This is a genomic window from Pseudomonas sp. LS_2 (assembly GCF_042709235.1).
Lineage (GTDB): Bacteria > Pseudomonadota > Gammaproteobacteria > Pseudomonadales > Pseudomonadaceae > Aquipseudomonas.
On sequence record NZ_JAVAYC010000028.1, the window covers coordinates 26,492 to 48,637 of the forward strand.

Below are 22,146 nucleotides of genomic sequence, written 5' to 3' on the forward strand. Positions count from 1 at the left end.
GAGCGGGCAGTGTCGATTTCAGGCGCGGGCTACTTCACCACGCTCAGCAACGGCTTGGGAAACAGGTTGTCCAGCGTCTCGAGCAAGCGGGCGTGGAAGATCGGCTTGCGGAACAGGTCGAGCACCTGCAGGCGCAGCAGGTCGCTGACATCGTCCATGTCGGCGTGGCCGGACATCACGATCACCGGCAGGTGCTGGCGGGCAGTGTGGTCACGCAGGCGCTGGATCAGGCTGATACCGCTTTCCTCGGGCATGCGCAGGTCGGTGATGACCAGGGCGATGTCAGGGTGGCGGGTGAGGTGTTGCAGGGCCACGCTCACCGAAGTGGCGGTATGGCAATTGAAGCCCTCGTTTTCCAGCAGCTCGGCCAGTTCCAGCAGGGCCTCTTCCTCGTCGTCTACCAGTAGGATCTGTTGGCGCTGGGAAGAGGTCGGCATGGGAGGGCTCCTGTCCTTGTGATCGGCGGCGGACGAGCACAACGATAGGCGCTAGCCGCCTGAGCCGCCACCAGAACCACCCGAGCCACTGCTCGGTGGCGTGATCGCCGTCTTGATGGTGTTCATGGTGGCGGTGACTTGGGTGGATATCGGGGTGACGAACGCAGCCAGTGCCACGGCGACCATCGCCGCGATGATCGCGTACTCGATACCTGAAGCGCCGTCCTTGCGGCGGATGAAGGTTCGGCAATGGGAGAGGATTCTTCGCAACATGGCACAGCTCCTTGCCCAAGGGGCGCGGTGGCGGGGCGCAGCAAAATGACACCCCTTTGACATCACAGCATCGCCAAGCCTCACGGCCCTGCAAATGTAAAAAGGAGCTAGTCCAAAAGTATTGGTTTTCAAACGCTTGGCTAAGCCTTTGTTTTTCTTGTGCGTCAATTTGGCGAGCGGAAAAAATCCGCCCACGCTCATGGCGAAACAGACGGTCTAGGCTACCGTCCAATAGCGAAATAGTTACTTTTTGACATCACTGGCGCCGATGCAGGGAGGGCAGGTATGAGCAGTCGCTTGACCATGGTTCTGGCTGCCCTGTTCCTGTTCGCCGCGTTGCTTGCCGGATACTGGGGCCTGGTCCTCAGCCGCCCGCCCGTGGCGCCTGTCGCGCCGCCCGTGGCCAGCGCCGAACAACCGGCGGTGGCGCAAATGCCCGCTCCCCCGCAGCCAGCCGAACCGCGAGGTTCGCCCATCGTGGTGCTGCGCAAGGCCGTGCCCGCCAATACCCCGCTGAGTGCGGATGACCTGCTGGTGGAGCACCTGCAAGTGCTGCCTGCAGGTGCCTTCCAGCGTATCGACCAGGTCGTTGGCCGCAGTAGCGCCAGGCCATTGGCGGCAGGTAGCTGGCTGGACGAGTCGAGTTTCCTGGCGGGCGGGCCGCTGGCGCGGATGATTCGCACGAACGAGCGGGCCGTGGTGGTGGGCGTGGACGAAGTGGTCGGCGCGGCCTGGCAACTGCGCCCCGGCGATTACGTCGACGTGCTGCTGTTCCTGCGTGAGGACAACCACAACCCGCAGGCCTCCGCGCAAGTCGTGCTGCCTGCACTGCGGGTGCTGAGCGTCGGCGAGCAGACGGGCCTTGGCAACGATGGCCGTCCGGCACAGACCGCCGAGGAGCAGGCCGCGCGCCGCGATGCCTCGGGGTTGGGCGGTGGCACCCGCACCGTGGCCCTGGCCGTCCCTGAGGCGCTGGCCAGCCGCCTGATGCTCGCGGCCCAGGCCGGCACCTTGCGCCTGGCCGTGCGCAGCGCCGATGAACACCTGCTGGCGCGCTACTGGGCCGAGCCCCAGGGCAAGCAGCAGGTGGACACTGCCAATCGCGACCTCTACCGCTTCAGCCAACTGTCCCAGGTGCCGCTGGCCAAGGCCGCGCCGAGTGCCAGCGCCGCGGGCATGCAGATCATTCGTGGCGCCCAGGGCGCCGAGGCGAACCCGACCCCCTGAACCAAGCAAGGATGCCGCGATGCGTCGTTTCGTGATGCGTAGCCCCCTGGGTCCACTCACATTGTCGTGCTGCGTGTACTGCCTCGCCGCTTGGGCGCCCCAGGCATTGGCCGCGGCAAAGGGCTGCGATGCGTTCGCCCAACTGCCCTCAGTGGTCGAGATGGACCAAGGCCTGCAACAGGAGCTGCGCCTGCCCCTGGCGATCAGCCGGGTGGCGGTGGGCGAGCCAAGGGTGGCCGACGTGCAGGCCAGTGGCGAGCGCGCCGTGCTGCTCACCGCCGTGGGGCCAGGGAATACCACGCTGATGCTGTGGACCGCCTGCTCGCCTTCGCCGCATCGGGCCATGCTGTTCGTCAAGGGCCGGGCCAGTGCCGACATGGCCGAGGATGCCTTGCTGCCCAGCCAGGATGCCGGGTTGCCGATTCAGGTACAGGCGGACATCCGCTTCGTCGAAGTGCGGCGCAGCAAGTACAAGGAGGCGGGGGCGCGGTTGTTCTTTAGTGGTTCGAACAATAGCCTGATCGGCTCACCCGGCACGGTGCCGGATACTACCATTACGCCTGGCGGCGTATCTGGCACGCGGCCAGAGATGCCACTCAACGATGGCGTGTTCAATATCGTCTGGGGCGGTGGCAGCAGTCGCTTCCTGGCAGCGATCAACGCCCTGGAAAGCAGCGGCTTCGCCTACACCCTGGCGCGTCCGAGCCTGACCGTTCTAAGCGGGCTGACCGCCAGCTTCCTGGCTGGCGGGGAAATTCCCATCCCGGTGCCCAGTTCCGGCAGCGACAACGTGTCGATCGAGTACAAGGAGTTCGGCGTACGCCTCGCGTTGACGCCGACTGTCATCAGTCGCGACCGCATCACCCTGAAGGTGGCACCGGAAGTCAGCGAGCTGGATTACTCCCGGCAGGTGGTGATTGCCGGCACTGCCGTACCGGCGTTGAACGTACGCAGAACCGATACCAGCATTTCCCTGGCCGATGGCGAGAGCTTCATCATCAGCGGCCTGATCAGCAGCAACACTCGTTCGGGCGTCGACAAGTTCCCGGGCCTTGGCAACCTGCCGGTGATCGGTGCGTTCTTCCGGCAGTCCACGGTGAACCGCGAAGAAACCGAACTGCTGATGATCGTCACCCCGCACCTGGTCCAGCCGTTGGCCGCCAACGCCCGCCTGCCCGAGCTGCCCGGCGAGGGCCTGCGCACCTACGACCCCAGCTGGGGCCGCCTGTTTTTCCTGGAAAACGGCAACTTTGACCGCCGCAGCGGGTTATCACGATGAACGACAGCCTGAACCACACCTACCTGGCGATCACCCGCAACGAGGATGACCTGCACTGGTTGCAAGGCGCGCTGACGCCGCTGGGCCAGGTGATCGGCGCCAACGCCAACACCCTCGACGAGCTGCTGGCGCTGGTCGATGTGACCTTCAGCAACCTGGTGTTCATCGGCCTGGACCGCGAACAGTTGGTGCAGCAGTGCGCGTTGATCGAGGGCGTGCTGGAGGCCAAGCCGATGCTGGCGATCGTTGCCCTTGGCGATGGCATGGACAACCAGCTGGTGCTGCACGCCATGCGCGCCGGCGCCCGCGACTTCGTCGCCTATGGCTCGCGGGCCAGTGAGGTGGCCGGGCTGGTACGGCGGCTCGGCAAGCGCCTGCCGACAGTCACCAACAGCCCGAGCCTCGGCGGCCTGACCGTGCTCTATGGCGCCCAGCGCAGCGCCGACGGCGCGCTGTTGACCAGCCACCTGGCGCGGGTGGTGCAGGAGAGCGGGCAGCAGACCCTGCTGCTGGACCTTGGCCTGCCCCGCGGCGACAGCCTCGCGCTGCTTGGGCTGGAGGCCTCGTTCTACTTCGGCGATGCCCTGCGCCACCTGCGCCGCCTCGACACCACCCTGATCGACAGCGCCTTCACCCGTGACAACGGCGGCCTGCGCATCCTCGCCTACGCCGACAGCGACGAGCCGCTCGGGCAGACCAGCGCCGCCGAGCTGTACATGCTGCTCAGCGCCCTGCGCCAGCATTTCCAGCACATCGTGGTGAACCTCACCGGGCATCCCGACAGCGAGGCGCTGCGCACGGTCATCAGCCATTGCGACAAGCTGATCATCTACACCGACCAGAACATCCTCGACTGCCGCCGCAACCTCGAGGTGCTGGAACTGTGGCGCGACCGCGGCATCAAGCTGGAGCACGCAAGCCTTTTGGTGGATCGCTTCCTGCGCCATGTGGCGCCGGATGCCGAGGCCCTGGCCAAGCGCTACGCGCTGCCGCTGCTCAAGGTCATGCCCTACAGCCCCGAAGTGCGGCTCAACGCCAAGAACCAGGGCCTGACGCTGTTCGAGCTGGCCCCGCGCGAAGGCCTGACCCAAGCCCTGCGCGGCCTTGGCGAGCGCCTGGCGCGGCGCTCGGAAAACCTGGCGACGCCGAGCTTCCCCTGGTTGCGTCGGCTATGGGGCAGCAAATGAGCGGCGACGAACTGTTCGGCGGCCAGCGCCACGCCGGTGCCGACCCGCAGGCCTTGAAGCGTGCACTGCACCGCTTCGTCATCGATGCCATCGAGGACAGCGGGCGCAACTTGCTGGAAGGCGCGCGCCCGGCGCTGGCGCAGTTCGTCCTGGAGCAGGTCGGCGACTACGTGGCGCGCCTGCGCCTGGCACTGTCGCGCTACGAGATGGAGCGCCTGGCCGAGGAACTGGTCGACGAGCTGACCGGCTTCGGCCCGCTGGAGGTGCTGCTGCGCGATGCCAGCGTCACCGAGATCCTGGTCAACGGACCGCACCGGGTGTTCGTCGAGCGTGCAGGGCTGTTGCAGCAGACCGACCTGCGCTTTATCGACGCCCACCATGTCGAGCGGGTGATGCAACGCATCCTCGCGCCGCTGGGGCGACGCCTGGACGAGTCGTCACCGATGGTCGATGCGCGCATGCCTGATGGCAGCCGGGTCAATGCGATCATCCCGCCGGTGGCGCTGGACGGCCCGTGCCTGTCGATCCGCAAGTTTCGCCAGGACATGCTCAAGGGCGCCGACCTGCTCGCCACCCGGGCCATCGACCAGCACATCTTCGACTTCTTCGAGCGCGCCGTAGGCAGGCGCTGCAACATCCTGGTCAGCGGCGGCACCGGCACCGGCAAGACCACGCTGTTGAACATCCTCAGCCAGATGATCGCCCCGCAGGAGCGTCTGGTGACCATCGAGGATGTTGCCGAACTGCAACTGCACCATCCCCACGTGGTGCGCCTGGAAACCCGCCCGCCGAATGCCGAGGGCCACGGCGAGATCAAGGCCAGCGAGCTGATCCGCAACGCCTTGCGCATGCGCCCGGACCGTATCCTGCTGGGCGAGATTCGCGGCGCCGAGGTGATCGATGTGCTCACGGCGATGAACACCGGTCACGACGGCTCGATGAGCACCGTGCACGCCAACACCGCCCAGGATGCGCTGCTGCGCCTGGAAACCCTGGTGGGGCTCACTGGACGCCAGGTCGCCGAAAAGACCCTGCGGCAAATGATTTGTGCGGCTCTCGACGTGGTCATCCAGCTCACCCGCCTGGCCGATGGCCGACGCTGTGTCGCCGAGGTGCTGGAGGTGGTCGGTGTGCGCGACGATGTGTATGTCACCAACACCTTGTTCCGCCTCGACCGGCGCACGGACGAGGGCTTCCTGCGCGAGGCGCCGAACCCGGCCGGGGTGAAGCTGCGCCACGAGGGCGTGCTGTGATCGGGCCGCTGCTGCTGGCCCTGTCGCCCTTGTGCCTGGGCGCGGCGCTGCTGTTGTTCCGCCTGGGGCTGCACAAGCGCGGCGAGGAGCGCATCCTGCTGCGCCTGGGCCGTGCCTATCGCGCCGTACGCAGCGGCAACGCGCGGCGCGACTGGCTGGACCCGCTGTTGATGCGTGCGGGCCTGGCGCATTGGGAGGTGCGGCCACGCAATTGGCTGCTGGCCTGGCTGGGCCTGGTACTGCTGGCGGGCGTGTTGGCAGGCTGGGCTGCGGCGGGCATGGCGCTGGTCGGCCTGCCGCTGCTGGCCTACCTGGGCTTGAGCTGGCGGTGTCGGCGTCGCGCGCGCCAGTTGGTGGAACAACTGCCGAGTCTGCTGGATTACAGCGTGCGCAGTCTCAAGGCCGGGCGCACCTTGGGCGATGCGGTGCTTGGCGGCATCGACGGTGCGCGTGAACCCCTGCGCTCGGCCATGGGCCGGGTGCGGCGCAATGTGCAGCTGGGCGTGGCGCTGGACGATGCGGTCAAGGAGCTGGCCGAGCTGTATGACCTGGACGAGTTGCACCTGTTCGCCCTGGCCCTGCGCATCAACCAGCGCTATGGCGGCAATGCCAGCGAGCTGCTGGACAACCTGATCAAGCTGATTCGCGAACGTGAACAAGGCCGACGCCAGCTCAAGGCAATGACCGGTGAAACACGGGTGACCGCCTGGGTGCTGGCGGCCTTGCCCCTTGGGATGATCGGGTATTTCCTGTTGGCCAACCCAACCTACCTGCTGGGCATGTGGCGCGACAGCCATGGACAACTGATGCTGCTGCTTGCGTTCGCTTTGCAGGCCCTAGGTTGCCTGGTGCTGTGGCGCATGATGAGGAGCCTGTGAACACCGCTCTGGTGGTGAGCGCGCTGTGCCTGTTCGCGGGCGGCGCCCTGCTGGCTTCGCAGGCGACCCGGCAGTGGCGTGGCCGACGCCGGGTCGCGCGGCGCTTGCAGGGGCGCATGGCCCGCGAGGAGCGCCTGGGCGATTGGTTGCAGTGGCTGGGCAGCAGCCCGCTGGGGCGGCGTCTGCAACGCCTGGATGGCGAAACCCAGGGCCTGCTCGACCAGCTCGGCTGGCGCCGTAGCCGCCAGCGGGCCTTGTTCGCGGCCCTGCAGTTGGGCCTGCCGTTGCTGGCGGTGGGCCTGACCTTGCTGGTGCAACACGGGGTGGTCGCGCCGGGGCCCGTGCACTGGCTGGTGCTGCCGCTGTGCGCGGCAGGGGTTGGCTACCTGTTGCCCAAGCGTTTGTTGGCCGCCGCCGCCGCGCGGCGCCAGCAGCGCATCGCCCAGGAGGTGTGCCTGGTGATCCCCTTGCTGCGCCTGCTGTTCGAGACGGGCCTGGCGGTGGAGCAGGCCCTGCGTGTGCTGAGCCAGGAGGGCCGCACCCTGGTACCGGAAATCAGCGAGGAAGTTCGCCAGGTGTTGCAGCGCGTCGACTCGGGGTTGTCGCTGGGCCCGGAGCTGGAGAAGACCGCACGCCTGCTGGCGGTGGACGAATTCATCGACACCTGCGTAATTCTTCAGCAGTTGCTGGTGCAGGGCAGTGGCGCGATGAAGTCGTTGCAAGCGCTCAAAGCGCTGCTCGACGACCGTCGCCTGACCCGGCTACAGGAGCGGGTGTCGAAGATGTCGGCAAAGATGTCGGCGGTGATGATGGTGTTTCTGTTCCCGGCGTTGCTCATCGTCTTGGCAGGGCCGGGTTTTTCTGCGTTGGCGCGGGCCTTGGGGTCATAGGGGGGAAGGGATGAAGGGATTCCTGGTAGTCACCAGCCTGTTGCTGCTGGCCGGGTGCGCGGGGCAGCAGCAGGAAGGCCTGGCCCAGTGGCTGGGCGGTGGCGTTTGCGGCAAGCCGGACGCCGACCAGCAACTGGCGCTGAGCATGGCCGACGAGATGCTCAACGAAGGGCGACCGCACGCCAGCCTGGCGCACCTGGAGAAACTTCCGGAAAGCCTCGACCAGGTGCGCCTGCGCAAGGCCAAGGTGTCGCGCTTGCTGGGTCTTGCAGAGGCCGAGCCGCTGTACCGCAGCCTGCTTGGCGGTTGCCTGGCCGCCGAGGCCGAGCACGGCCTTGGCCAGCTCGCCTCGGCCCGTGGCGACGACGTCCAGGCGCTACGCAATTTGCAGCGTGCCGTGCGCCTGGCGCCCACCGACGAGAAGATCCGTAACGACCTGGGCGTGGTGCTGATGAGCCTGGGCCAGCACGACAAAGCGCGTTTCGAGTTTCTTACCGCCCTGGAGCTCAAGGACGACGACCCGTTGCCGGCGGTGAATCTGGTGACCTTGTCGTTGTTGCAGGACAACTGGCAGCAAGCCTCGGACCTGGTGGCCCGACTGCGCTTGAAGCCCGCGCAGTTCGCCGAGGCCCAGGCGCGTGCCCAGCAGTTGAAGGCGACCGGGCGTAGCGCGCTGCCGATGGGTTGACGCATCGCAGAGAAAGGAGAAGCAGATGATTCGATACATATTGTTGGCGATGCTCCTGCCGCTTACCGTCCAGGCCGAGGAGCCTGCGCGCCGTCCGCCATCGGAAACCGCGACCGAGGCCTTGCTACGGGTGCAGTCCAGTGGCACGCAGGCCTCGGTGCAGCCGCAGGTGCAGACCGCGCGCGAACGCGACCAGTCGATGCAGCGCTGGCTGGACAGCTACAAGCACCCGATCCCAGAGGTGTTTAGCTGGAGCAAAATGAAGTCGTCGGGGGAGTGAGGTTTGCGCTGCGGTGTGTGTTGTGTCAGCGCCGGCCTGTTGGCGAACAAGCGCGCTTCTAAAGGGACAGCATGAATCCTGTAGAAGCGGGCTTGCCCGCGAACACCGGCAGAGCCGGTGTCAATCACTACTCAATGCGTGGTAAAGCGCTGTGGCACCGGCGAAGCACGCGGCGTCAGCGCCAGCGCCAGCTGGGTGCGGTTGTGCATGTGGGTCAGGCGCAACACCTGGGAAACGTACAGTTTCACGGTGTTCTCGGTGATGCCCAGCTCGCAGGCGATCTGGTAGTTGGTCTTGCCCTTGCTCACCAGCTTCGCCACTTCCAGTTGCCGAGGCGATAGCTTCTCGAACACCGCAGGTAGCTCGGCCTCCGCCTCGTCAGTGTCGCCGGCACGCCGATGTACGCCCTGGCCCCGCGCTTTTTCCAGGTCGTGGTAGAGATCGTCGATGGATTCTGCCAGCTCCTGCAAGCGCTGGTTCAGGCTGCCCAGCTCGCGGAAGTTGCGCTGGCGCTCCAGCAGGGCGTCTTCCTGGCGTTGCACACCTTCGAGCAGCTCGGGCAGGTCCATGGGCTTCTGGTAGTAGTCGGCGAAGCCCTCGCGCAGGGCGCGGATCACGTCCTGCTTATCGGCACGGCCGGTCAGCATGATCGCCTCGAACAGGCGCTGCTGGCCAGCGAGGCCTTTGAGTGCACGCACCAGCTCAATGCCGTCGCGTCCGGGCATGTGCAGGTCGCACAGTACAAGGCCCACTGCCTCGTCGGCCTTGAAACGCTCGATGGCCTCGTTCGTCGAATGGGCGGGTACGCAGTGGTACCCCTGGCTTTCCAGAAACTCGCAGAGCTCCTCGACGATCAACGGCTGGTCATCGACGACCAGCACCTTCACTTCATGCGCAGACTTGTTCACGTTCAACTCCCTGTTCGAAACGGTCCTGCTCCGTAGCCAAATACCCTGCTGGCTATTCAAAAGTAGTTGCACTTTGCAATTATGTACAAGTTTCGTACAACTCCATTCGACCACCGGAGAGGTCAGTGGATCCATACGCAGGTCAAAAGAAAGCCCGTTAGCACGTAGGGAGCGAAGGGCTGCTTGTCGCCCATTTCCTCGGCCAGGCTTTGCAGGCGCTTCTTCACCTTGGGGTTGAGCAGGGTCCACAGGCGGCGTCGGCCGAGAATCCAGACCAGCACTGTCACGCCGGCGCCGATGAAGGTGCCGAGCACGTACTCGTGGCTGGTAGCCAAGGCCAGGGCGCCCATCAGCTTCACGTCCGCGGCGCCGAAGCGCCCCAGCATGTAGCCGGGCAGGGTGAGCAGCATGACGATGGCCAGGGCCCAGCCGGCGTCGCTGGCATCGGCGCCGACCCAACTGCGACCGGTAGCGAACAGCCAGGCCAGGGCACAGGCGGCGACGCCCAGGGTGAGGGTGTTGGAGATCTGACGTTCACGGACATCTTGTTGGGTGCACAAGGCAAGCCACAGCAGGAGAACAATGCTTTGCATTGGCAATTCGCCATCCCTATTCGTTGAAGGCTTCTATGCTGTCTAGCAGGGGTTTCAACGTCAGGGTAGACGCGATCATGCAAGCAAGCGCGGCAAGACGGCAAAAAGGTGCGGCAGCCATTGAGTTCGTCGCGGTGTTCATCGTGTTCTTCGCGGTTTTCTATGGGCTGGTCAGCCACGCCTTGCCGATGCTCATGCTGCAATCGTTCAACCAGGCCAGCAGCGAGGCGGTGCGCCGCTGCGTGGCGCTGGACCCGAGCAGCGCCAGCTACGCCAGCGACGTACAGAACCTAGCCCGCGAAGTGGTGCGCCAGCAGCTTTCGTGGATGCCCGGGGCACTGGACTTCCAGCCCATCAGCGACACCCAGGTCACCCTCAACGGCAAGTTGCTCACCGTGGCCATCGACTACCCCAGCAGCAAATTGACCAATGTCCTGCCGGTGCTGGTGCTGCCCGTGGTCGGCAACGTGCCGCGCCTGCCTGAACGCCTGCGCGCAGAAGCGAGCCTGCAACTGTGAGTGGCCTGTTCGATCGCTGGCGCGGCGGCCAGCTGGCCACGCACGAGCCGGGCATGCCCCAGGCAGTCGGCTTGCAGCTGTGGCTCGACGAGCAGGCCCGGGTGTTGCGCCTGTCGGGCCCGCTGCGCACCCTGCTGGCGTTGCCCACGAAGCGTGAAGCGCGGGTGCACGACTACCTGGAGCCGCACAGCTGGCTGGTACTTGAAGGCGAGCCGGGCGATTGGCAGGGGCAGCCGTTGGACCTGGATTTCCGCACGGTCCTGGGTCATGCCTTGAACACTCGGGGTTGGCTGCTGCGCCATGCCGAAGGCTGGTTGTTGCAGCTGTTCGACATCGGCGACCTGCTGCGCGCTGGCCAGCAAGGCGGCCAGTTGCAAGCCGAGCAACTATTGGCCAGGCAAATGGGCCAGGCGCTGCGCGACTGCGGTGAAGACCGCTTGTGCGAGGCGGTCGGCGAGCAGCTGCGGCGTCTGGCCGAGCATTGGCGAGTGCAGGCGGTACGCCTGCTGCTGCATGAAGCATCGGGTTGGCGCAGCCTGGCCAGCAGCGACGACCAGTGGCCCTGGGCGGATGACGCGCGTATGCAGCCATGCCTGGCATCGCTGCCGACGAAGGGGCTGGTCGACGGACGCGAGGTCCCGGAGCTGCTTGCTCTGTGCGGCATGTCGCTGTTCCTGGTGCCTTACCTGCAAGGGCAGGCCGTTCAGGCATGGTTGTTGTGCGCAGGCGGCAACACGCTGCCCGCCGCCGAAGAGGCGCAGCCGTTGCTGCACGCCCTGGTCGAGCCCTTGCTGGCCCGCCATCGACAGCGCCAATGGCTGCACCAGGCCCGTCACCTCGATGAATTGCAACGCCAGCTCGGTGCCGGTTGGTGGGAGTGGCCGCTGCACGGCCCGTTGCACCTGGACCCGACCCTCGCCGCCAACCTTGGCCTGCCATGCCAGCCAAGCACCGAGCAGTGGCTGGAACGCCTGCACCCGGCCGACCGGGAAAATGCCCAGATGGCCTTGGAGCAGGCCCGCGAAGGCCAGGGCCTGAGCCTGAGCCTGCGGCTGTTGCAGGACGACAGCCTGGATGCTCCGCGTTGGCTGCATTGGGTGGGCCAGTTGCAAGGTCTTCATCTACGTGGCTTCCTGCTCGACATCAGCGCGCTCAAGGCCCAGGAGCTGCAAGCCGGCGCCGCCCGCGCGCGCCTGGAAAACCTGATCGCCAGCTCGCCGGCGGTGATCTACATCCAGCGCTATGCCGAAGGCGCGCTGCACAGTGAATTCTTCAGCGCCAGCCTGATGCCGCTTCTGGGCTGGCCCGCCGACAGCGAACTGGCGCGCCAGCCGGGGCTCGCCGTGCACCCGGACGACCGCCCGCTGTGGCTGGCGCGAACCCGCAGCCTGCTGCGCGACGGCCAGGTGCGTTGCCGCTACCGCCTGCGTGACCAGCGCGGCGGCTACCACTGGGTGCTGGACGAGGCGCGCCTGCTGCGCAATGACCTTGGCCAGCCGGTGGAAGTGGTCGGGCTGTGGCTGGATGTGAGCGAAGCGACCGAGGCCGCCGAGCGGGTGCGGCAAAGCGAGGAGCGCTACCGCGTGCTGGTGGAGGACTCGCCAGCGATGATCTGCCGCTACCGCCCGGACCTGAGCCTGGTCTTCGGCAATCGACCCTTGGCCGATCACCTGGAGTGCGAGCCTGAACAGTTGGCCGGTGTGAACCTCGGCCAATGGATGTCGGACAGCCAGCGCGAGGCCTTCCTCCAGCGTCTGGCCACGTTGACGCCGGAGCACCCGCTGAGCAGTGCGGAGATCTGCCTGGAGTTGCCAGGTCGTGAACACGCTTGGTGGGTATGGGCCGACCGTGGCCTGTTCGATGGCGACGGCCGCCTGCTGGAGATCCAGGCGGTGGGCCGCGACAACACCGAAGTGCGGCGCAGCCAGCGGCAGTTGTTGCAGGGCGCGAAGATGGCGATCCTGGGCGAGCTGGCGACGGGCCTGGTGCACGAAATCAATCAGCCGCTCAACGTGATGCGCATGGCCGTGGCCAACACCCTCAAGCGCCTGGAGAACGGCGCGGCGGACGCGGACTACCTGAACGACAAGCTGCACCGCATCGAGGCGCAAGTAGAGCGTGCGGCACGGCTGGTCGAGCACATGCGGGTGTTCGGTCGTCGCTCCGAGGTGGAGCGCCAGCCTTTCGCTGCCTGGGGGGCGGTGGAAGGGGCGGTGGCACTGCTCGACGAAGGTCTGCGCAGCAAGGGCGTGATGCTGCGTCTCGAGGCGCCGCAGGAGACGGCGTTAGTGCTGGGCCATCAGGACCAGCTGGAACAGGTGCTGATCAACCTCGTCGTCAATGCCCGCGATGCCCTGCTCGGGCAAGCGCGAGGCGAAGCCTGGATCGCCGTGCGCCAGCAGGTCGAGCACGGCCAGGTGTGCCTGCTGGTCGAGGACAATGGTGGCGGTATCGACCCGCGGTTGCTGGAGCGGATCTTCGAGCCGTTCTTCACCACCAAGCCGGCAGGTGTCGGCACGGGGCTGGGGTTGTCGGTCAGCCATGGCATCGTCGAGGCCATGGGCGGGCGTCTGGTGGCCGAGAACCATGGCGGCGGCGCCTGTTTCACAGTGACCTTGCCGGTCTACAGCACCAGTTGAGCGCGGCCGTTGGCGCAGCTGAGGTTGGCGCCGACCTGGGCGTTGACCAGGTCGATGCCCAGCACTTCCAGCAGCACGTTCACCAGGGGATCGAGCAGCGGGCTGAGCAGGTTCCTGATCAGCGGCTCGAGGATGGCCTTCACGCCATCGAGCACGCCGCCGAGAATCACCAGCACCTCGCCCAGGCCACTGTTGCCGGTGGGCCTGTAGGCCTCCAGGTGAATACCCAGCAAGGTGTCGCTGAGGCTGCCGACGACATTGTCGTTGGCGCTGCGCATAGGCAGGAAAGCGGCGGGTTGGCCTATATTGGGCGGTTGGGCATTGCCACTGAACACCAGCGCGTGCTCCAGCGGGCCGCTACCGAGTACCTTGCTGTCCACCCGCAGGCCGATGCCGCCGCCCGCGAAGGGCACGCGGGGCTGGCAGGTGGCAGGCAGGATCAGAAAGCGTGTGCAGACCTTGGTGCCGATATCGATCAGGGGCAATGCCTTGATCGCCGTGGTGCCCTGGCCGAAGAACGCCTCCGGCGACTCGAAGCGCCCCACGGCGATCTTCGCCCCGGCGCTTTGGGTGAGGGTGGTCAGGCTTTTCGGCGAGCAGCTGTAGTTGTCCGGCGGGCTGGGCGGGAGGCGGGCCGTGCCCTCGGCAACTTCCAGGCCGATATCCACGTGCAGTGGTTCAGGCACCAGCTTGATGTCGCTGACATTGCAGGGAATGCCGATCAAGCACAGCACCGATTGAACGGTGGAGACCAGGTTCAGGCTGAGCAGGTTGTTGACCACGTTGGTCAGTGGCGAGACGAGATCCAGCACGGCGTTCGCCAGCCCGAAGACCGTAGTGAGCAGCGGCAGGTCAAGGGAGATCATCGCCCGCACCTGTGCGGTGTGCACACGCAGATCATCGCTGCGCGGGTCGCCCACCGCGGAAATCTGCTGTGGCTCGATCACTTTCAGGCGTACCCGGCCATTGACCAGGCCCAGCACGCTTAGCGGCAGGTCGACATTGGCGGCCGACTCGCTGGCTGCCAGCTGGATCACCCCCTGCACCAGCTGAAGCAACTGGATGCTGGTATCCAGCCCGGCCTGGACGGTGCCGTTCTGGATGTCGAGAATTTCGCCCAGGTGCAGCAGCGTGCCATTGCCAACGCCCACCGCGACATTGCCCAGGTTGGTCACCACATCGACCGCCGCGCCACTTTGCTGCAGTACCCTGACTGCCGCTTGCAGCAATTGCGTGGCGGTGGCGTTGGCGTTGAGCACTTGCTGGTAGTCGCCGACCGTCAGGTTCAGGTCCACGGCAAGCTGGTCGAGGTACTTGAGCAGGTTGAGATCGGTGCCGGCAATGCCGTTCCAGCCCGCGACATCCAGTTGCACGTTGCCGCCGAGGGCGCCTAGCAGGGCATTGAGCAAAACCGACTGGCGCGAGTCGACGGTCAGCAGGGTACTGCGGATGCTCAGCATCGCCTGCGGCGGCATCGGCGCCGAAGCCACTGCCGTGGCGCGCAGGGTAGTGGTCAGCGGCAGGCCTTCACCTTGGGTCAGGGTGTAGAGCCCTGCCGCAATGCTGGTGGTGACGGTTTCGTCGACCTGCACCCTGATCGCCTCGTTGCGCGTGGCATCGCGGGTGAAGGTACGCAGGCTGTTGGCACCGGTTTGCAGGTAGCCACAGCTGGCCACCAGCGGGTTGCCGGGCGCATGGCCGTTGCGCGTGGCCGCCGCGCGGGCGATGGCTGTGGCTTGCGGGCCGCTGCCGATGCACACGGCGAATAGCCCGGCTGTCTCCAGGGCGGCCATGTCGGCGATGCGTTGCAGCTTGTGCTGCTGGAGATAGAGGCGTCCGCTGTCGACCACCAGCACCATGAACGCCAATGCCAGGCCGAGGGTCAGGGCGGCCATCAAGCCGATCGCGCCACCTTGGCGCGCAGCGGAACGGAAAACCACGGGCACTCCTTTGCAGGCCACTGGCCACACAGTGCAGCTGCGGTGCAAGGAGTGTAGTCAAGGTGGTGGCAAGTTGCCCTGCCTAGGCGACCGGCGCTTACCCTGTAGGGCGGGCTCGTCGGGGCGCCGAACCGCCGCGAATCGGGCACCTCGGTGTATGGCACCGGCGTCGCCGGTTTTCGCGGGCGAGCCCGCCTCTACAGGTATGGCGTCGTTCTCGCGTGTTAGCGCGGAGGGTAGTTGGCCATCAGCTGGGCTATGGTCTTCTGGATTGCGGCATTGCGCTCCTGTGGGCTTGGCGGGTAGTTGTTCATCACCTGTTCGGCACTGCCACGCCACACCAGCTTGCCGTCGCGCCCGTCGAACAAGTCGACCTGCAAGGTGGCGACCTTGTAGTCGACGCTGCGGGTCTCGTTGTACATCGGGCCGCCCCAGTAGTTGCCCCAGTACCCGCCCCAGCCACCGCCGTAGTTGGTGGTGACCTGCTGCTGGCGCTGCTCGACGATCAGGTAGGCGCGCACCTTCACATCGGCCTTGGCGCTGCCCTGCGCCGGGCGCAGGCCGCGCTGGTCGAGCTGGTCGGCGACTGCCTGGCGGATGCGCTGCTCGGTCAGGTCGCTCTTGATGCGCGGATCGTCCGGGCTGTATTGCAGCGCCGGTTCCTGCCAGGCCCAACTGCGATAGCCGGCGAAATCGCGGCTGGCGTCGAAGTCCTGGGTGACGTTGTTGCTGGCGCAAGCGGTGAGCAGCAGGGCCAGGGACAGCAGAGCGAAACGGCGCAACATGAAAAAATCTCCTGGGCGATCAACTGGGGGGGTAGCCGGCCATTGCCTTGTGCACCGAGTCGCGCAACGCGTTCTCGCGTTCGCGTGGCGAATCCTTGTCGCTGCCGCTCTCGGCGCTGGCGCTCCACACCGGCTGGCCGCTACGTGCATCGAACAGGTCGATGCGCACCACCATTACTTCGACCTGGTAGGTGCGCACGATCGGCACGCTGCCATAGGCGCCGTAGCCATTGCGATAGCCGCCATAGCCGACGCTGCCGTAGGGGTAGGGGCCGTAGTAGGGGTCGTAGTCATAGTCGCGTACCTGGCGCAGGCGTCGCTCCAGGCGCATGTCGGCACTCACCAGCAGGTCGGCGTTGGCGCCGCGCGCCGGGCGCAGGCCGTGCTGGTCGAGGGCGCCACTGATGGCTGCGGCTAGCTGCGCGGGGTCGGCATTGACGCTGCCAGCGGGCAGCTGGTCGTTGCGCCAGGCCCAACTGCGGTAGCGCCCGTAGTCGCGTGGCGGTGCAGGGTAGGCGCTGGCGTCGAAGGTCGTGGCGGCCTGGGGCGGTGCCGGTGGCAGTGGCCTGGAGCTCGCCACATAGGGGTTGGTGCCCTGGCAGGCAGCCAGGGCGAAGGGAAGCAGGGCCAGGCACAGCAGACGGTATGGCATGTGTTCCTCCCGACAGGCGGGGTCAGCGGGGTCGGCAGACCCAGTGCAGGTAGCGCCCGAGCCCCGCGAAGCCGGGGTGGCGGCGGTGGGCCAGCTCCATCTCCAGCAGGTCGAGCAGCTCGGCCTTGTCCTGGAACTCCTTGGGCATGTAGTCGTGGAACACCCTGACCCCACTTTCGCTTTCGACCTGCCACAAGCCTTCAAGTTGCGCCTTGAGTTCACGCGGATCAAGCGGTTTTTGAGGGGTCAGGCTTTGCTTCTCGCCGGCCAGCTTGTCGCTGCGCAGCTTGCGGAAGTGGCCCTTGAGCAGGTTGCGGTACACCAATGCATCACGGTTGTAGAAAGCCAGCGACAGCCAGCCGCCCGGGGCGGTCAGTTGGTGCAGCACAGGCAGGATGCTTTCCGGCTCGGCCAGCCATTCGAGCACGGCATGGCACAGCACCACGTCGAACGGCTCGGTGAGCTGGCCGAGCAGTTCCTGCCAGGGCGCCTGGATAAACGTGGCGTGTTGGCCGGCCTCGGCGAAGCGTGCACGGGCGCCGTCGAGCATGGGCGCCGCGGGTTCGGCCAGGGTCAGTTGGTGGCCGCGCTCGGCCAGCCATAGCGCCATATGGCCAAGGCCGGCACCGATGTCGAGGATGCGCAAGGGGCGGTCGGGAAGGGTCTCGGCGAGGTCTGCCTGCAGCACCGCCAGGCGGATCGCGCCCTTGGCGCCGCCGTAGATCTTCTCGGCGAAGCGGCTGGCCAGTTCATCGAAGTGACGGTCGTTCATTTGCCGAAGCGCCTTTCGCTGTCGGCAAGCTTGGCCCGCACCACCTGCTCCATGTCCAGGCCTAGCTCGCTGCACAGCAACAGTAGGTACAGCACCACATCACCCACTTCCTGGCCGGCATGGGCAAGTTGTTCGGCGGGCAACTGTCGCGACTGGTCTTCGCTCAGCCACTGGAAGATCTCCACCAGTTCGGACATTTCCACACTGGCTGCCATGGCCAGGTTCTTCGGGCTGTGGAAGCCGCGCCAGTGGTTGTTGTCGCGGATGCGGTGCAGGCGTTCGGTCAGTTCTTGCAGGTTCATCGGGGCTCTCCTTCTGGCGCATAGCTTCGGCGGCGCGAGGGAGCAAAGCAAGTGAATTGCAGGTGCGCTACAGCGTGCGCCAGGCCCCCGACATATGCAGCAAGCCTGCATGCCCTTCGAGTTTCAGTCGCCCTTGGGTGGCTGTCTCGCTGGCACTGAGGAACACCTCGCACGGCAAGCGCACGGGCTTGTGAAAGTCTACGCAGAACTCGAAGCCGGCCACTGGCAGGTGGCTACGCAAGGCTGCCAGCGCCATGGCCTTGCTCCACATGCCATGGGCAATGGCCTTGGGAAAACCGAACATGCGGGCGCTGGGGGCGCTCAGGTGGATTGGGTTGTAGTCGCCGCAGACCTTGGCGTAGCGCCGGCCAATGTCGCTGTCGGCGTACCAGCGCGTCACCTCTGGCAGGGCCTGTGGCTCGATGTGCAAGTCCTCGGCGCCTTGTCCTTCGAGCTTCAGGCCACGCACCAGCATGCGGCTGGTTTCGCGCCACAGCACGCCCAGGCCGTCCTCGGCCTCGGTCACCAGGTCGAAGGTGCCGCCCTTGGCATGGGCTTGCAGGTTGTTGGCCTGCACGGTGAAACGCAGGCCATCGATGCCACCTAGCGGACGTATTACCTGCACGCTGTTGTGCACGTGTACCAGGCCCAGCAGTGGGAAGGGAAAGTCGCGGGCGGTGAGCAATTGCAGTTGCAGGGCAAATGCCATCACGTGGAGATAGGTGGGGGGCAGGCGGCCGTCGTCGGCGAAATGGCAGAGCCTGCGGTAGGCGGCCAGGTTGCCGGAGTCGACCCGCAGGAAGCAGCGCAGGCCCTGGACGGGCAAGCTGCTGCCGGTGATCTTGCGCTTGCCCAGTGCACGCAGGTAAAGGCTGGCGCGCGAATCGGGGCTGTGCAGTTCCTGGTAGGCGTGGCTCATTGGTCAGGCCCCCATCAGTGCCTGGCCGCAGACCCGCAGCGCCTGGCCGCTGACCGCGCCGCTGCCCGGCTGGCTGAGCCAGGCGATGGCCTCGGCGACGTCTTGCGGGCGTCCGCCCTGGCCCAGGGAACTCAGGCGCCGCCCGGCTTCGCGCAGGCCCATGGGCATGGCTGCGGTCATGTGGGTTTCGATAAAGCCCGGCGCAACGGCGTTGATGTTGGCACCGAGTTCGGCCAGGCGTGGTTTCCAGGCCTGGGCGAAGCCGATCAGCCCGGCCTTGCTCGCTGCGTAGTTGGCCTGGCCACGGTTGCCGGCGATGCCGCTGACCGAGGCCAGCAGGGTGATGCGCGCATCCTGGCCGAGCTTGCCGGCGTCGAACAGCGCCTGGGTCAGCACCTGTGGGGCCTTGAGGTTCACAGCCATGACCGCGTCCCAGTATTCCGGGGTCATGTTGGCCAGGGTCTTGTCGCGGGTGATACCGGCATTGTGCACTACGATGTCGATGCCTTCGGACAGCGCTTCGAGCAACTGCGCCGGTGCCTCGCTGGCGCAAATATCCAGGGCCAGGGCACGGCCCCCCAGGCGCGCGGCGAGGGCATCGAGGTCTTTTTGCGCGGGGGGAACGTCCAGCAGGATCACTTCGGCACCGTCGCGTGCCAGGGTTTCGGCGATGGCCGCACCGATGCCGCGGGCAGCGCCGGTCACCAAGGCACGGCGACCGGCCAGCGGGCGGGTCCAGTCCGCCACCTGGGCAGTACAGGCCTCAAGGCGCAGGACCTGGCCCGAGATGAACGCGCTCTTGGGCGAGAGGAAGAAACGTAGCGCACCTTCGAGCTGGTTTTCCGCGCCTTGGCCGACATACAGCAACTGCGCCGTGGCGCCATTGCGCAACTCCTTGGCCAGCGAGCGGCTGAAACCCTCCAGGGCACGTTGCGCCACGCTGGCTTGCGGGTCATCCAGCTGTTCGGGCGCGCGTCCGAGAATCACCACTTTGGCGCTCGGGGCCAGGCTGCGCAGCAGTGGCTGGAAGAATTCGCGCAACTGCTTGAGCTGGTCGCTGTCGGACAAGTGACTGGCATCGAACACCAGGGCCTTGAGCTTCGGGCCCAGCCCAGCCACCCAGGCGGGGGCCTGCAAGGCTTCGCTGGCGAAGCTGTAGCACTCATCGGTGAGGGCGGGCGCGAAGCTTTCGACAGCGCTCGCCAGCGGCCCGCCACCCAGCACCAGGGCGCCTTCCACTGGGCGCAGGCGGCCTGCCTGCCAGCGCTCCAGCGGGGCCGGGCGAGGCAGGCCGAGTGCGTCTACCAGGCGACGGCCGAGGTTGGAGTTGGCAAAGCCGAGATAGCGATCGCTCATGTGTGGGTCTCCCTGAAGGCAAGCATGCAAGTGTGGACCAACTTTATGGCAAGGTCGTTCGAATGCGCTAAAAACACCTAGGCTATGTACGGCTGTAGCGGTGGTAGTAGCCAGATGTAGCTGCCTCCACGAAATTGTTGCTTGATTGTTCAAGGAGAACCCTGCGTATGCGTTCCATCCGCCGTGTCGCGATTCTGGGCGGCAACCGAATCCCCTTCGCCCGCTCCAACGGCGCCTATGCCACGGCAAGCAACCAGGCGATGCTCACCGCTGCCCTCGAAGGGTTGGTGGAACGCTACCGCCTGCACGGCCTGCGCCTGGGCGAGGTGGCCGCAGGCACGGTGCTCAAGCACGCCCGCGACATGAACCTGACCCGCGAATGCGTGCTGGGCTCGCGGCTGTCGCCGCAGACCCCGGCCTACGATATCCAGCAGGCTTGTGGCACGGGCCTCGAGGCCGCGCTGCTGGTGGCCAACAAGATCGCCCTGGGTCAGATCGACAGTGGTATTGCCGGTGGCGTCGATACCACCTCCGACGCCCCCATCGGCGTCAACGAAGGCTTGCGCCGGTTGTTGCTGGAGGCCAACCGTGGCAAGAGCCTGGCCGAGCGTCTCAGGCCGTTCCTCAAGCTGCGCCCGCGCCACCTGAAGCCTGAATTCCCACGCAACGGCGAGCCGCGCACGGGGTTGTCGATGGGCGAACACTGCGAGCAGATGGCGCAAACCTGGGGCATCGAGCGGGCAGCGCAGGATGAACTGACGTTGCTCAGTCACCGCCATCTGGCCGCGTCCTACAGCGAGGGTTGGCACGACGACCTGCTCACGCCCTACCTGGGCCTTACCCGCGACAACAACCTGCGCCCCGACCTGACTCCGGAGCAACTGGCCAAGCTCAAGCCGGTGTTCGAGCGCAGCGCCAAGGGCACCCTGACCCCTGGCAACTCCACGCCGCTCACCGACGGCGCCTCGCTGGTGCTGCTGGGCAGCGAAGCCTGGGCCGAGGAGCGCGGGCTGTCGGTGCTGGCCTACCTGGTGGATGGCGAAGCGGCGGCGGTGGATTTCGTCAAAGGTCAGGAGGGCCTGCTGATGGCGCCGGCCTATGCAGTGCCGCGCCTGCTGGCGCGCAATGGCCTGAGCTTGCAGGACTTCGACTACTACGAAATACACGAAGCGTTCGCCGCCCAGGTGCTGTGCACCCTCAAGGCCTGGGAGGACGACGAGTATTGCCGCACCCGCCTGGGCCTGGACGGCGCGCTGGGGGCCATCGACCGCAGCAAGCTCAATGTCAAAGGTAGTTCGCTGGCCGCCGGGCACCCCTTCGCCGCCACGGGCGGGCGCATATTGGCGAACATGGCCAAGCTGCTGGCCAAGGCTGGCAAGGGGCGTGGGTTGATTTCGATCTGCGCGGCGGGTGGGCAGGGCGTGACGGCAATCATCGAGCGCTGAGCACGCCTGCAAAACTGATAGGCTTGCCAGGCCACGCACAAGAAAATACGCCGCATGCCGAGCCACGAACCTGTCAGCCCACCCCGCGCCATCCCCGACCTGGATCACCTGCCCAGGCCGCTGTACGCTCGTGCCGAAAGCCTGGGTGCCGGTTCCTGGACCCCGCGTCACCGCCATGACTGGGTGCAGTTTTCCTACGCGATCAGCGGCGTGCTAGGTGTCTTTACCAGTGAAGGCAACTACTTCGCCCCGCCGCAGTGGGGCGTGTGGATCCCGGCAGGCACCGAGCACGAGGTGGTGTCCTCGATGCAGGCGGAAATGCGTAGCGTCTATGTGCGGCGCGATGCCTGCCAATGGGCGCCTGGCAATTGCCGGGTGCTGGAGGTGACGCCGCTGGCCCGCGAGCTGATCAAGCAGTTTTGCCTGCTGCCGGTGCACTACCCGGAAGGCGACAGTGCCGAGGCGCGTCTGGTGGCGGTGTTGCTCGACCAGCTGCGTGCCCTGCCCGAGGTGGGGTTCTCCTTGCCGCTGCCGCGTCATGCGGGCTTGCTCAGGCTGTGCAACCAGTTGATCGCCGCGCCTGACCAACCGCAGACCTTGCAGCAATGGGCGCTGCAACTGGAGTGTTCGGAGAAGACCCTGATGCGCCTGTTCCAGCGCGAGACCGGCCTGAGCTTTCGCAACTGGCGCCAGCGCATGCGCTTGCTGTCGTCGCTGGCGGTGCTGGAGATGGGGCAGAGTGTGACCGAGGCGGCGTTGGCCTGTGGCTATGACTCTACCTCGGCGTATATCGCGGCGTTCAAGCAGTTGTTTGGCTCGACGCCGGGGGAATTGAGGTTTTGAGGTATCGATAGCGGGCGTTTGGCACCGGCTGTGCCGGGGTTCGCGGGCAAGCCCGCTCCCACAAGGATATCGTTGACCCTTT

General features: G+C 66.3%; 23 protein-coding genes. 12 read left to right on the forward strand and 11 right to left on the reverse strand.

Annotation, left to right across the window (positions count from 1 at the left end; all coding sequences use genetic code 11):
* Positions 1 to 29: 29 nt before the first annotated feature.
* Together RAC97_RS20395 and RAC97_RS20400 are read right to left on the reverse strand one after the other, a co-directional pair.
* Positions 30 to 437, reverse strand: coding sequence for a response regulator (locus RAC97_RS20395; protein WP_375101344.1), 408 nt, complete (start codon positions 435 to 437; stop codon positions 30 to 32).
* A 51-nt stretch (positions 438 to 488) separates the two neighbouring features.
* The gene (locus RAC97_RS20400; RefSeq protein ID WP_375101343.1) at positions 489 to 710 is read right to left on the reverse strand and encodes a Flp family type IVb pilin; all 222 of its coding nucleotides are present in this window, start codon (positions 708 to 710) and stop codon (positions 489 to 491) included.
* A gap of 285 nt (positions 711 to 995) precedes the next feature.
* On the opposite strand from RAC97_RS20400, the gene cpaB reads away from it, so the two are divergent.
* The 8 genes from cpaB to RAC97_RS20440 are packed head-to-tail and all read left to right on the forward strand — an operon-like array spanning position 996 to position 8,392.
* Positions 996 to 1,937: a Flp pilus assembly protein CpaB gene (gene cpaB, locus RAC97_RS20405; RefSeq protein ID WP_375101342.1), complete on the forward strand. Its 942-nt coding sequence runs from the start codon at positions 996 to 998 to the stop codon at positions 1,935 to 1,937.
* A 34-nt stretch (positions 1,938 to 1,971) separates the two neighbouring features.
* Complete coding sequence (locus RAC97_RS20410) at positions 1,972 to 3,216, forward strand: type II and III secretion system protein family protein (protein WP_375101361.1); 1,245 nt, start codon at positions 1,972 to 1,974, stop codon at positions 3,214 to 3,216.
* Entirely contained in the window at positions 3,213 to 4,403 is a 1,191-nt protein-coding gene (locus RAC97_RS20415) for a pilus assembly protein (protein WP_375101341.1), read from the forward strand. The genes RAC97_RS20410 and RAC97_RS20415 overlap by 4 nt, the downstream gene beginning before the upstream one ends.
* Entirely contained in the window at positions 4,400 to 5,656 is a 1,257-nt protein-coding gene (locus RAC97_RS20420) for a CpaF family protein (RefSeq protein WP_375101340.1), read from the forward strand. The genes RAC97_RS20415 and RAC97_RS20420 overlap by 4 nt, the downstream gene beginning before the upstream one ends.
* On the forward strand, positions 5,653 to 6,534 hold the full coding sequence (locus tag RAC97_RS20425; RefSeq protein ID WP_375101339.1) for a type II secretion system F family protein: 882 nt from the start codon (positions 5,653 to 5,655) through the stop codon (positions 6,532 to 6,534). Before RAC97_RS20420 ends, RAC97_RS20425 begins: the two co-directional genes overlap by 4 nt.
* Positions 6,531 to 7,424: a type II secretion system F family protein gene (locus tag RAC97_RS20430; protein ID WP_375101338.1), complete on the forward strand. Its 894-nt coding sequence runs from the start codon at positions 6,531 to 6,533 to the stop codon at positions 7,422 to 7,424. Before RAC97_RS20425 ends, RAC97_RS20430 begins: the two co-directional genes overlap by 4 nt.
* Before the next feature lie 10 nt (positions 7,425 to 7,434).
* On the forward strand, positions 7,435 to 8,112 hold the full coding sequence (locus RAC97_RS20435) for a tetratricopeptide repeat protein (protein WP_375101337.1): 678 nt from the start codon (positions 7,435 to 7,437) through the stop codon (positions 8,110 to 8,112).
* A gap of 25 nt (positions 8,113 to 8,137) precedes the next feature.
* A complete protein-coding gene (locus RAC97_RS20440) occupies positions 8,138 to 8,392 on the forward strand; it encodes a DUF3613 domain-containing protein (protein WP_375101336.1) in 255 nt (84 codons plus the stop codon).
* Between the two features lie 131 nt (positions 8,393 to 8,523).
* On the opposite strand, the gene RAC97_RS20445 is transcribed toward RAC97_RS20440, so the two are convergent.
* Together RAC97_RS20445 and RAC97_RS20450 are read right to left on the reverse strand one after the other, a co-directional pair.
* Complete coding sequence (locus RAC97_RS20445; RefSeq protein ID WP_375101335.1) at positions 8,524 to 9,300, reverse strand: response regulator; 777 nt, start codon at positions 9,298 to 9,300, stop codon at positions 8,524 to 8,526.
* Positions 9,301 to 9,422: 122 nt separating this feature from the next.
* Complete coding sequence (locus RAC97_RS20450; protein ID WP_375101334.1) at positions 9,423 to 9,893, reverse strand: prepilin peptidase; 471 nt, start codon at positions 9,891 to 9,893, stop codon at positions 9,423 to 9,425.
* A gap of 77 nt (positions 9,894 to 9,970) precedes the next feature.
* Between RAC97_RS20450 and RAC97_RS20455 the strand changes: the two genes are divergently transcribed.
* Both RAC97_RS20455 and RAC97_RS20460 read left to right on the forward strand, forming a co-directional pair.
* Positions 9,971 to 10,411: a TadE/TadG family type IV pilus assembly protein gene (locus tag RAC97_RS20455; RefSeq protein ID WP_375101333.1), complete on the forward strand. Its 441-nt coding sequence runs from the start codon at positions 9,971 to 9,973 to the stop codon at positions 10,409 to 10,411.
* Positions 10,408 to 13,050, forward strand: coding sequence for an ATP-binding protein (locus RAC97_RS20460; RefSeq protein WP_375101332.1), 2,643 nt, complete (start codon positions 10,408 to 10,410; stop codon positions 13,048 to 13,050). The genes RAC97_RS20455 and RAC97_RS20460 overlap by 4 nt, the downstream gene beginning before the upstream one ends.
* Here the strand turns inward: RAC97_RS20460 and RAC97_RS20465 are convergent.
* The 7 genes from RAC97_RS20465 to RAC97_RS20495 all read right to left on the reverse strand — a co-directional run bounded on the left by RAC97_RS20465 (position 13,035) and on the right by RAC97_RS20495 (position 19,776).
* The gene (locus tag RAC97_RS20465) at positions 13,035 to 14,990 is read right to left on the reverse strand and encodes a pilus assembly protein TadG-related protein (protein ID WP_375101331.1); all 1,956 of its coding nucleotides are present in this window, start codon (positions 14,988 to 14,990) and stop codon (positions 13,035 to 13,037) included. The genes RAC97_RS20460 and RAC97_RS20465 overlap by 16 nt on opposite strands.
* A 224-nt stretch (positions 14,991 to 15,214) precedes the next feature.
* The gene (locus tag RAC97_RS20470) at positions 15,215 to 15,775 is read right to left on the reverse strand and encodes a DUF4136 domain-containing protein (RefSeq protein ID WP_375101330.1); all 561 of its coding nucleotides are present in this window, start codon (positions 15,773 to 15,775) and stop codon (positions 15,215 to 15,217) included.
* A gap of 19 nt (positions 15,776 to 15,794) precedes the next feature.
* Positions 15,795 to 16,427, reverse strand: coding sequence for a DUF4136 domain-containing protein (locus RAC97_RS20475; RefSeq protein WP_375101329.1), 633 nt, complete (start codon positions 16,425 to 16,427; stop codon positions 15,795 to 15,797).
* A gap of 22 nt (positions 16,428 to 16,449) precedes the next feature.
* On the reverse strand, positions 16,450 to 17,199 hold the full coding sequence (locus tag RAC97_RS20480) for a methyltransferase (RefSeq protein WP_375101328.1): 750 nt from the start codon (positions 17,197 to 17,199) through the stop codon (positions 16,450 to 16,452).
* Positions 17,196 to 17,501 (reverse strand): MazG-like family protein, encoded by a 306-nt coding sequence (locus tag RAC97_RS20485; RefSeq protein ID WP_375101327.1) that lies wholly within the window; start codon positions 17,499 to 17,501, stop codon positions 17,196 to 17,198. Before RAC97_RS20485 ends, RAC97_RS20480 begins: the two co-directional genes overlap by 4 nt.
* A gap of 67 nt (positions 17,502 to 17,568) precedes the next feature.
* Entirely contained in the window at positions 17,569 to 18,420 is an 852-nt protein-coding gene (locus tag RAC97_RS20490) for a MaoC/PaaZ C-terminal domain-containing protein (RefSeq protein WP_375101326.1), read from the reverse strand.
* Between the two features lie 3 nt (positions 18,421 to 18,423).
* Positions 18,424 to 19,776: a 3-oxoacyl-ACP reductase gene (locus tag RAC97_RS20495; protein WP_375101325.1), complete on the reverse strand. Its 1,353-nt coding sequence runs from the start codon at positions 19,774 to 19,776 to the stop codon at positions 18,424 to 18,426.
* 167 nt (positions 19,777 to 19,943) lie between these two features.
* Here RAC97_RS20495 and RAC97_RS20500 point away from each other — a divergent pair, with 167 nt between their 5' ends.
* Entirely contained in the window at positions 19,944 to 21,221 is a 1,278-nt protein-coding gene (locus RAC97_RS20500; RefSeq protein WP_375101324.1) for an acetyl-CoA C-acetyltransferase, read from the forward strand.
* Positions 21,222 to 21,275: 54 nt separating this feature from the next.
* Entirely contained in the window at positions 21,276 to 22,064 is a 789-nt protein-coding gene (locus RAC97_RS20505) for a helix-turn-helix transcriptional regulator (protein WP_375101323.1), read from the forward strand.
* Positions 22,065 to 22,146: the final 82 nt, after the last annotated feature.

Excerpts from the sequence above, each read along its gene's own strand:
- RAC97_RS20415 (WP_375101341.1), top strand. The coding sequence starts at position 3,213 with ATGAACGACAGCCTGAACCACACCTACCTGGCGATCACCCGCAACGAG.
- RAC97_RS20455 (WP_375101333.1), top strand. The coding sequence starts at position 9,971 with ATGCAAGCAAGCGCGGCAAGACGGCAAAAAGGTGCGGCAGCCATTGAG.
- RAC97_RS20420 (WP_375101340.1), top strand. The coding sequence starts at position 4,400 with ATGAGCGGCGACGAACTGTTCGGCGGCCAGCGCCACGCCGGTGCCGAC.
- RAC97_RS20450 (WP_375101334.1), bottom strand. The coding sequence starts at position 9,893 with ATGCAAAGCATTGTTCTCCTGCTGTGGCTTGCCTTGTGCACCCAACAA.
- RAC97_RS20475 (WP_375101329.1), bottom strand. The coding sequence starts at position 16,427 with ATGCCATACCGTCTGCTGTGCCTGGCCCTGCTTCCCTTCGCCCTGGCT.
- RAC97_RS20395 (WP_375101344.1), bottom strand. The coding sequence starts at position 437 with ATGCCGACCTCTTCCCAGCGCCAACAGATCCTACTGGTAGACGACGAG.
- RAC97_RS20470 (WP_375101330.1), bottom strand. The coding sequence starts at position 15,775 with ATGTTGCGCCGTTTCGCTCTGCTGTCCCTGGCCCTGCTGCTCACCGCT.
- RAC97_RS20500 (WP_375101324.1), top strand. The coding sequence starts at position 19,944 with ATGCGTTCCATCCGCCGTGTCGCGATTCTGGGCGGCAACCGAATCCCC.
- RAC97_RS20485 (WP_375101327.1), bottom strand. The coding sequence starts at position 17,501 with ATGAACCTGCAAGAACTGACCGAACGCCTGCACCGCATCCGCGACAAC.
- cpaB (WP_375101342.1), top strand. The coding sequence starts at position 996 with ATGAGCAGTCGCTTGACCATGGTTCTGGCTGCCCTGTTCCTGTTCGCC.
- RAC97_RS20440 (WP_375101336.1), top strand. The coding sequence starts at position 8,138 with ATGATTCGATACATATTGTTGGCGATGCTCCTGCCGCTTACCGTCCAG.
- RAC97_RS20490 (WP_375101326.1), bottom strand. The coding sequence starts at position 18,420 with ATGAGCCACGCCTACCAGGAACTGCACAGCCCCGATTCGCGCGCCAGC.
- RAC97_RS20410 (WP_375101361.1), top strand. The coding sequence starts at position 1,972 with ATGCGTAGCCCCCTGGGTCCACTCACATTGTCGTGCTGCGTGTACTGC.
- RAC97_RS20495 (WP_375101325.1), bottom strand. The coding sequence starts at position 19,776 with ATGAGCGATCGCTATCTCGGCTTTGCCAACTCCAACCTCGGCCGTCGC.
- RAC97_RS20400 (WP_375101343.1), bottom strand. The coding sequence starts at position 710 with ATGTTGCGAAGAATCCTCTCCCATTGCCGAACCTTCATCCGCCGCAAG.
- RAC97_RS20435 (WP_375101337.1), top strand. The coding sequence starts at position 7,435 with ATGAAGGGATTCCTGGTAGTCACCAGCCTGTTGCTGCTGGCCGGGTGC.
- RAC97_RS20505 (WP_375101323.1), top strand. The coding sequence starts at position 21,276 with ATGCCGAGCCACGAACCTGTCAGCCCACCCCGCGCCATCCCCGACCTG.
- RAC97_RS20480 (WP_375101328.1), bottom strand. The coding sequence starts at position 17,199 with ATGAACGACCGTCACTTCGATGAACTGGCCAGCCGCTTCGCCGAGAAG.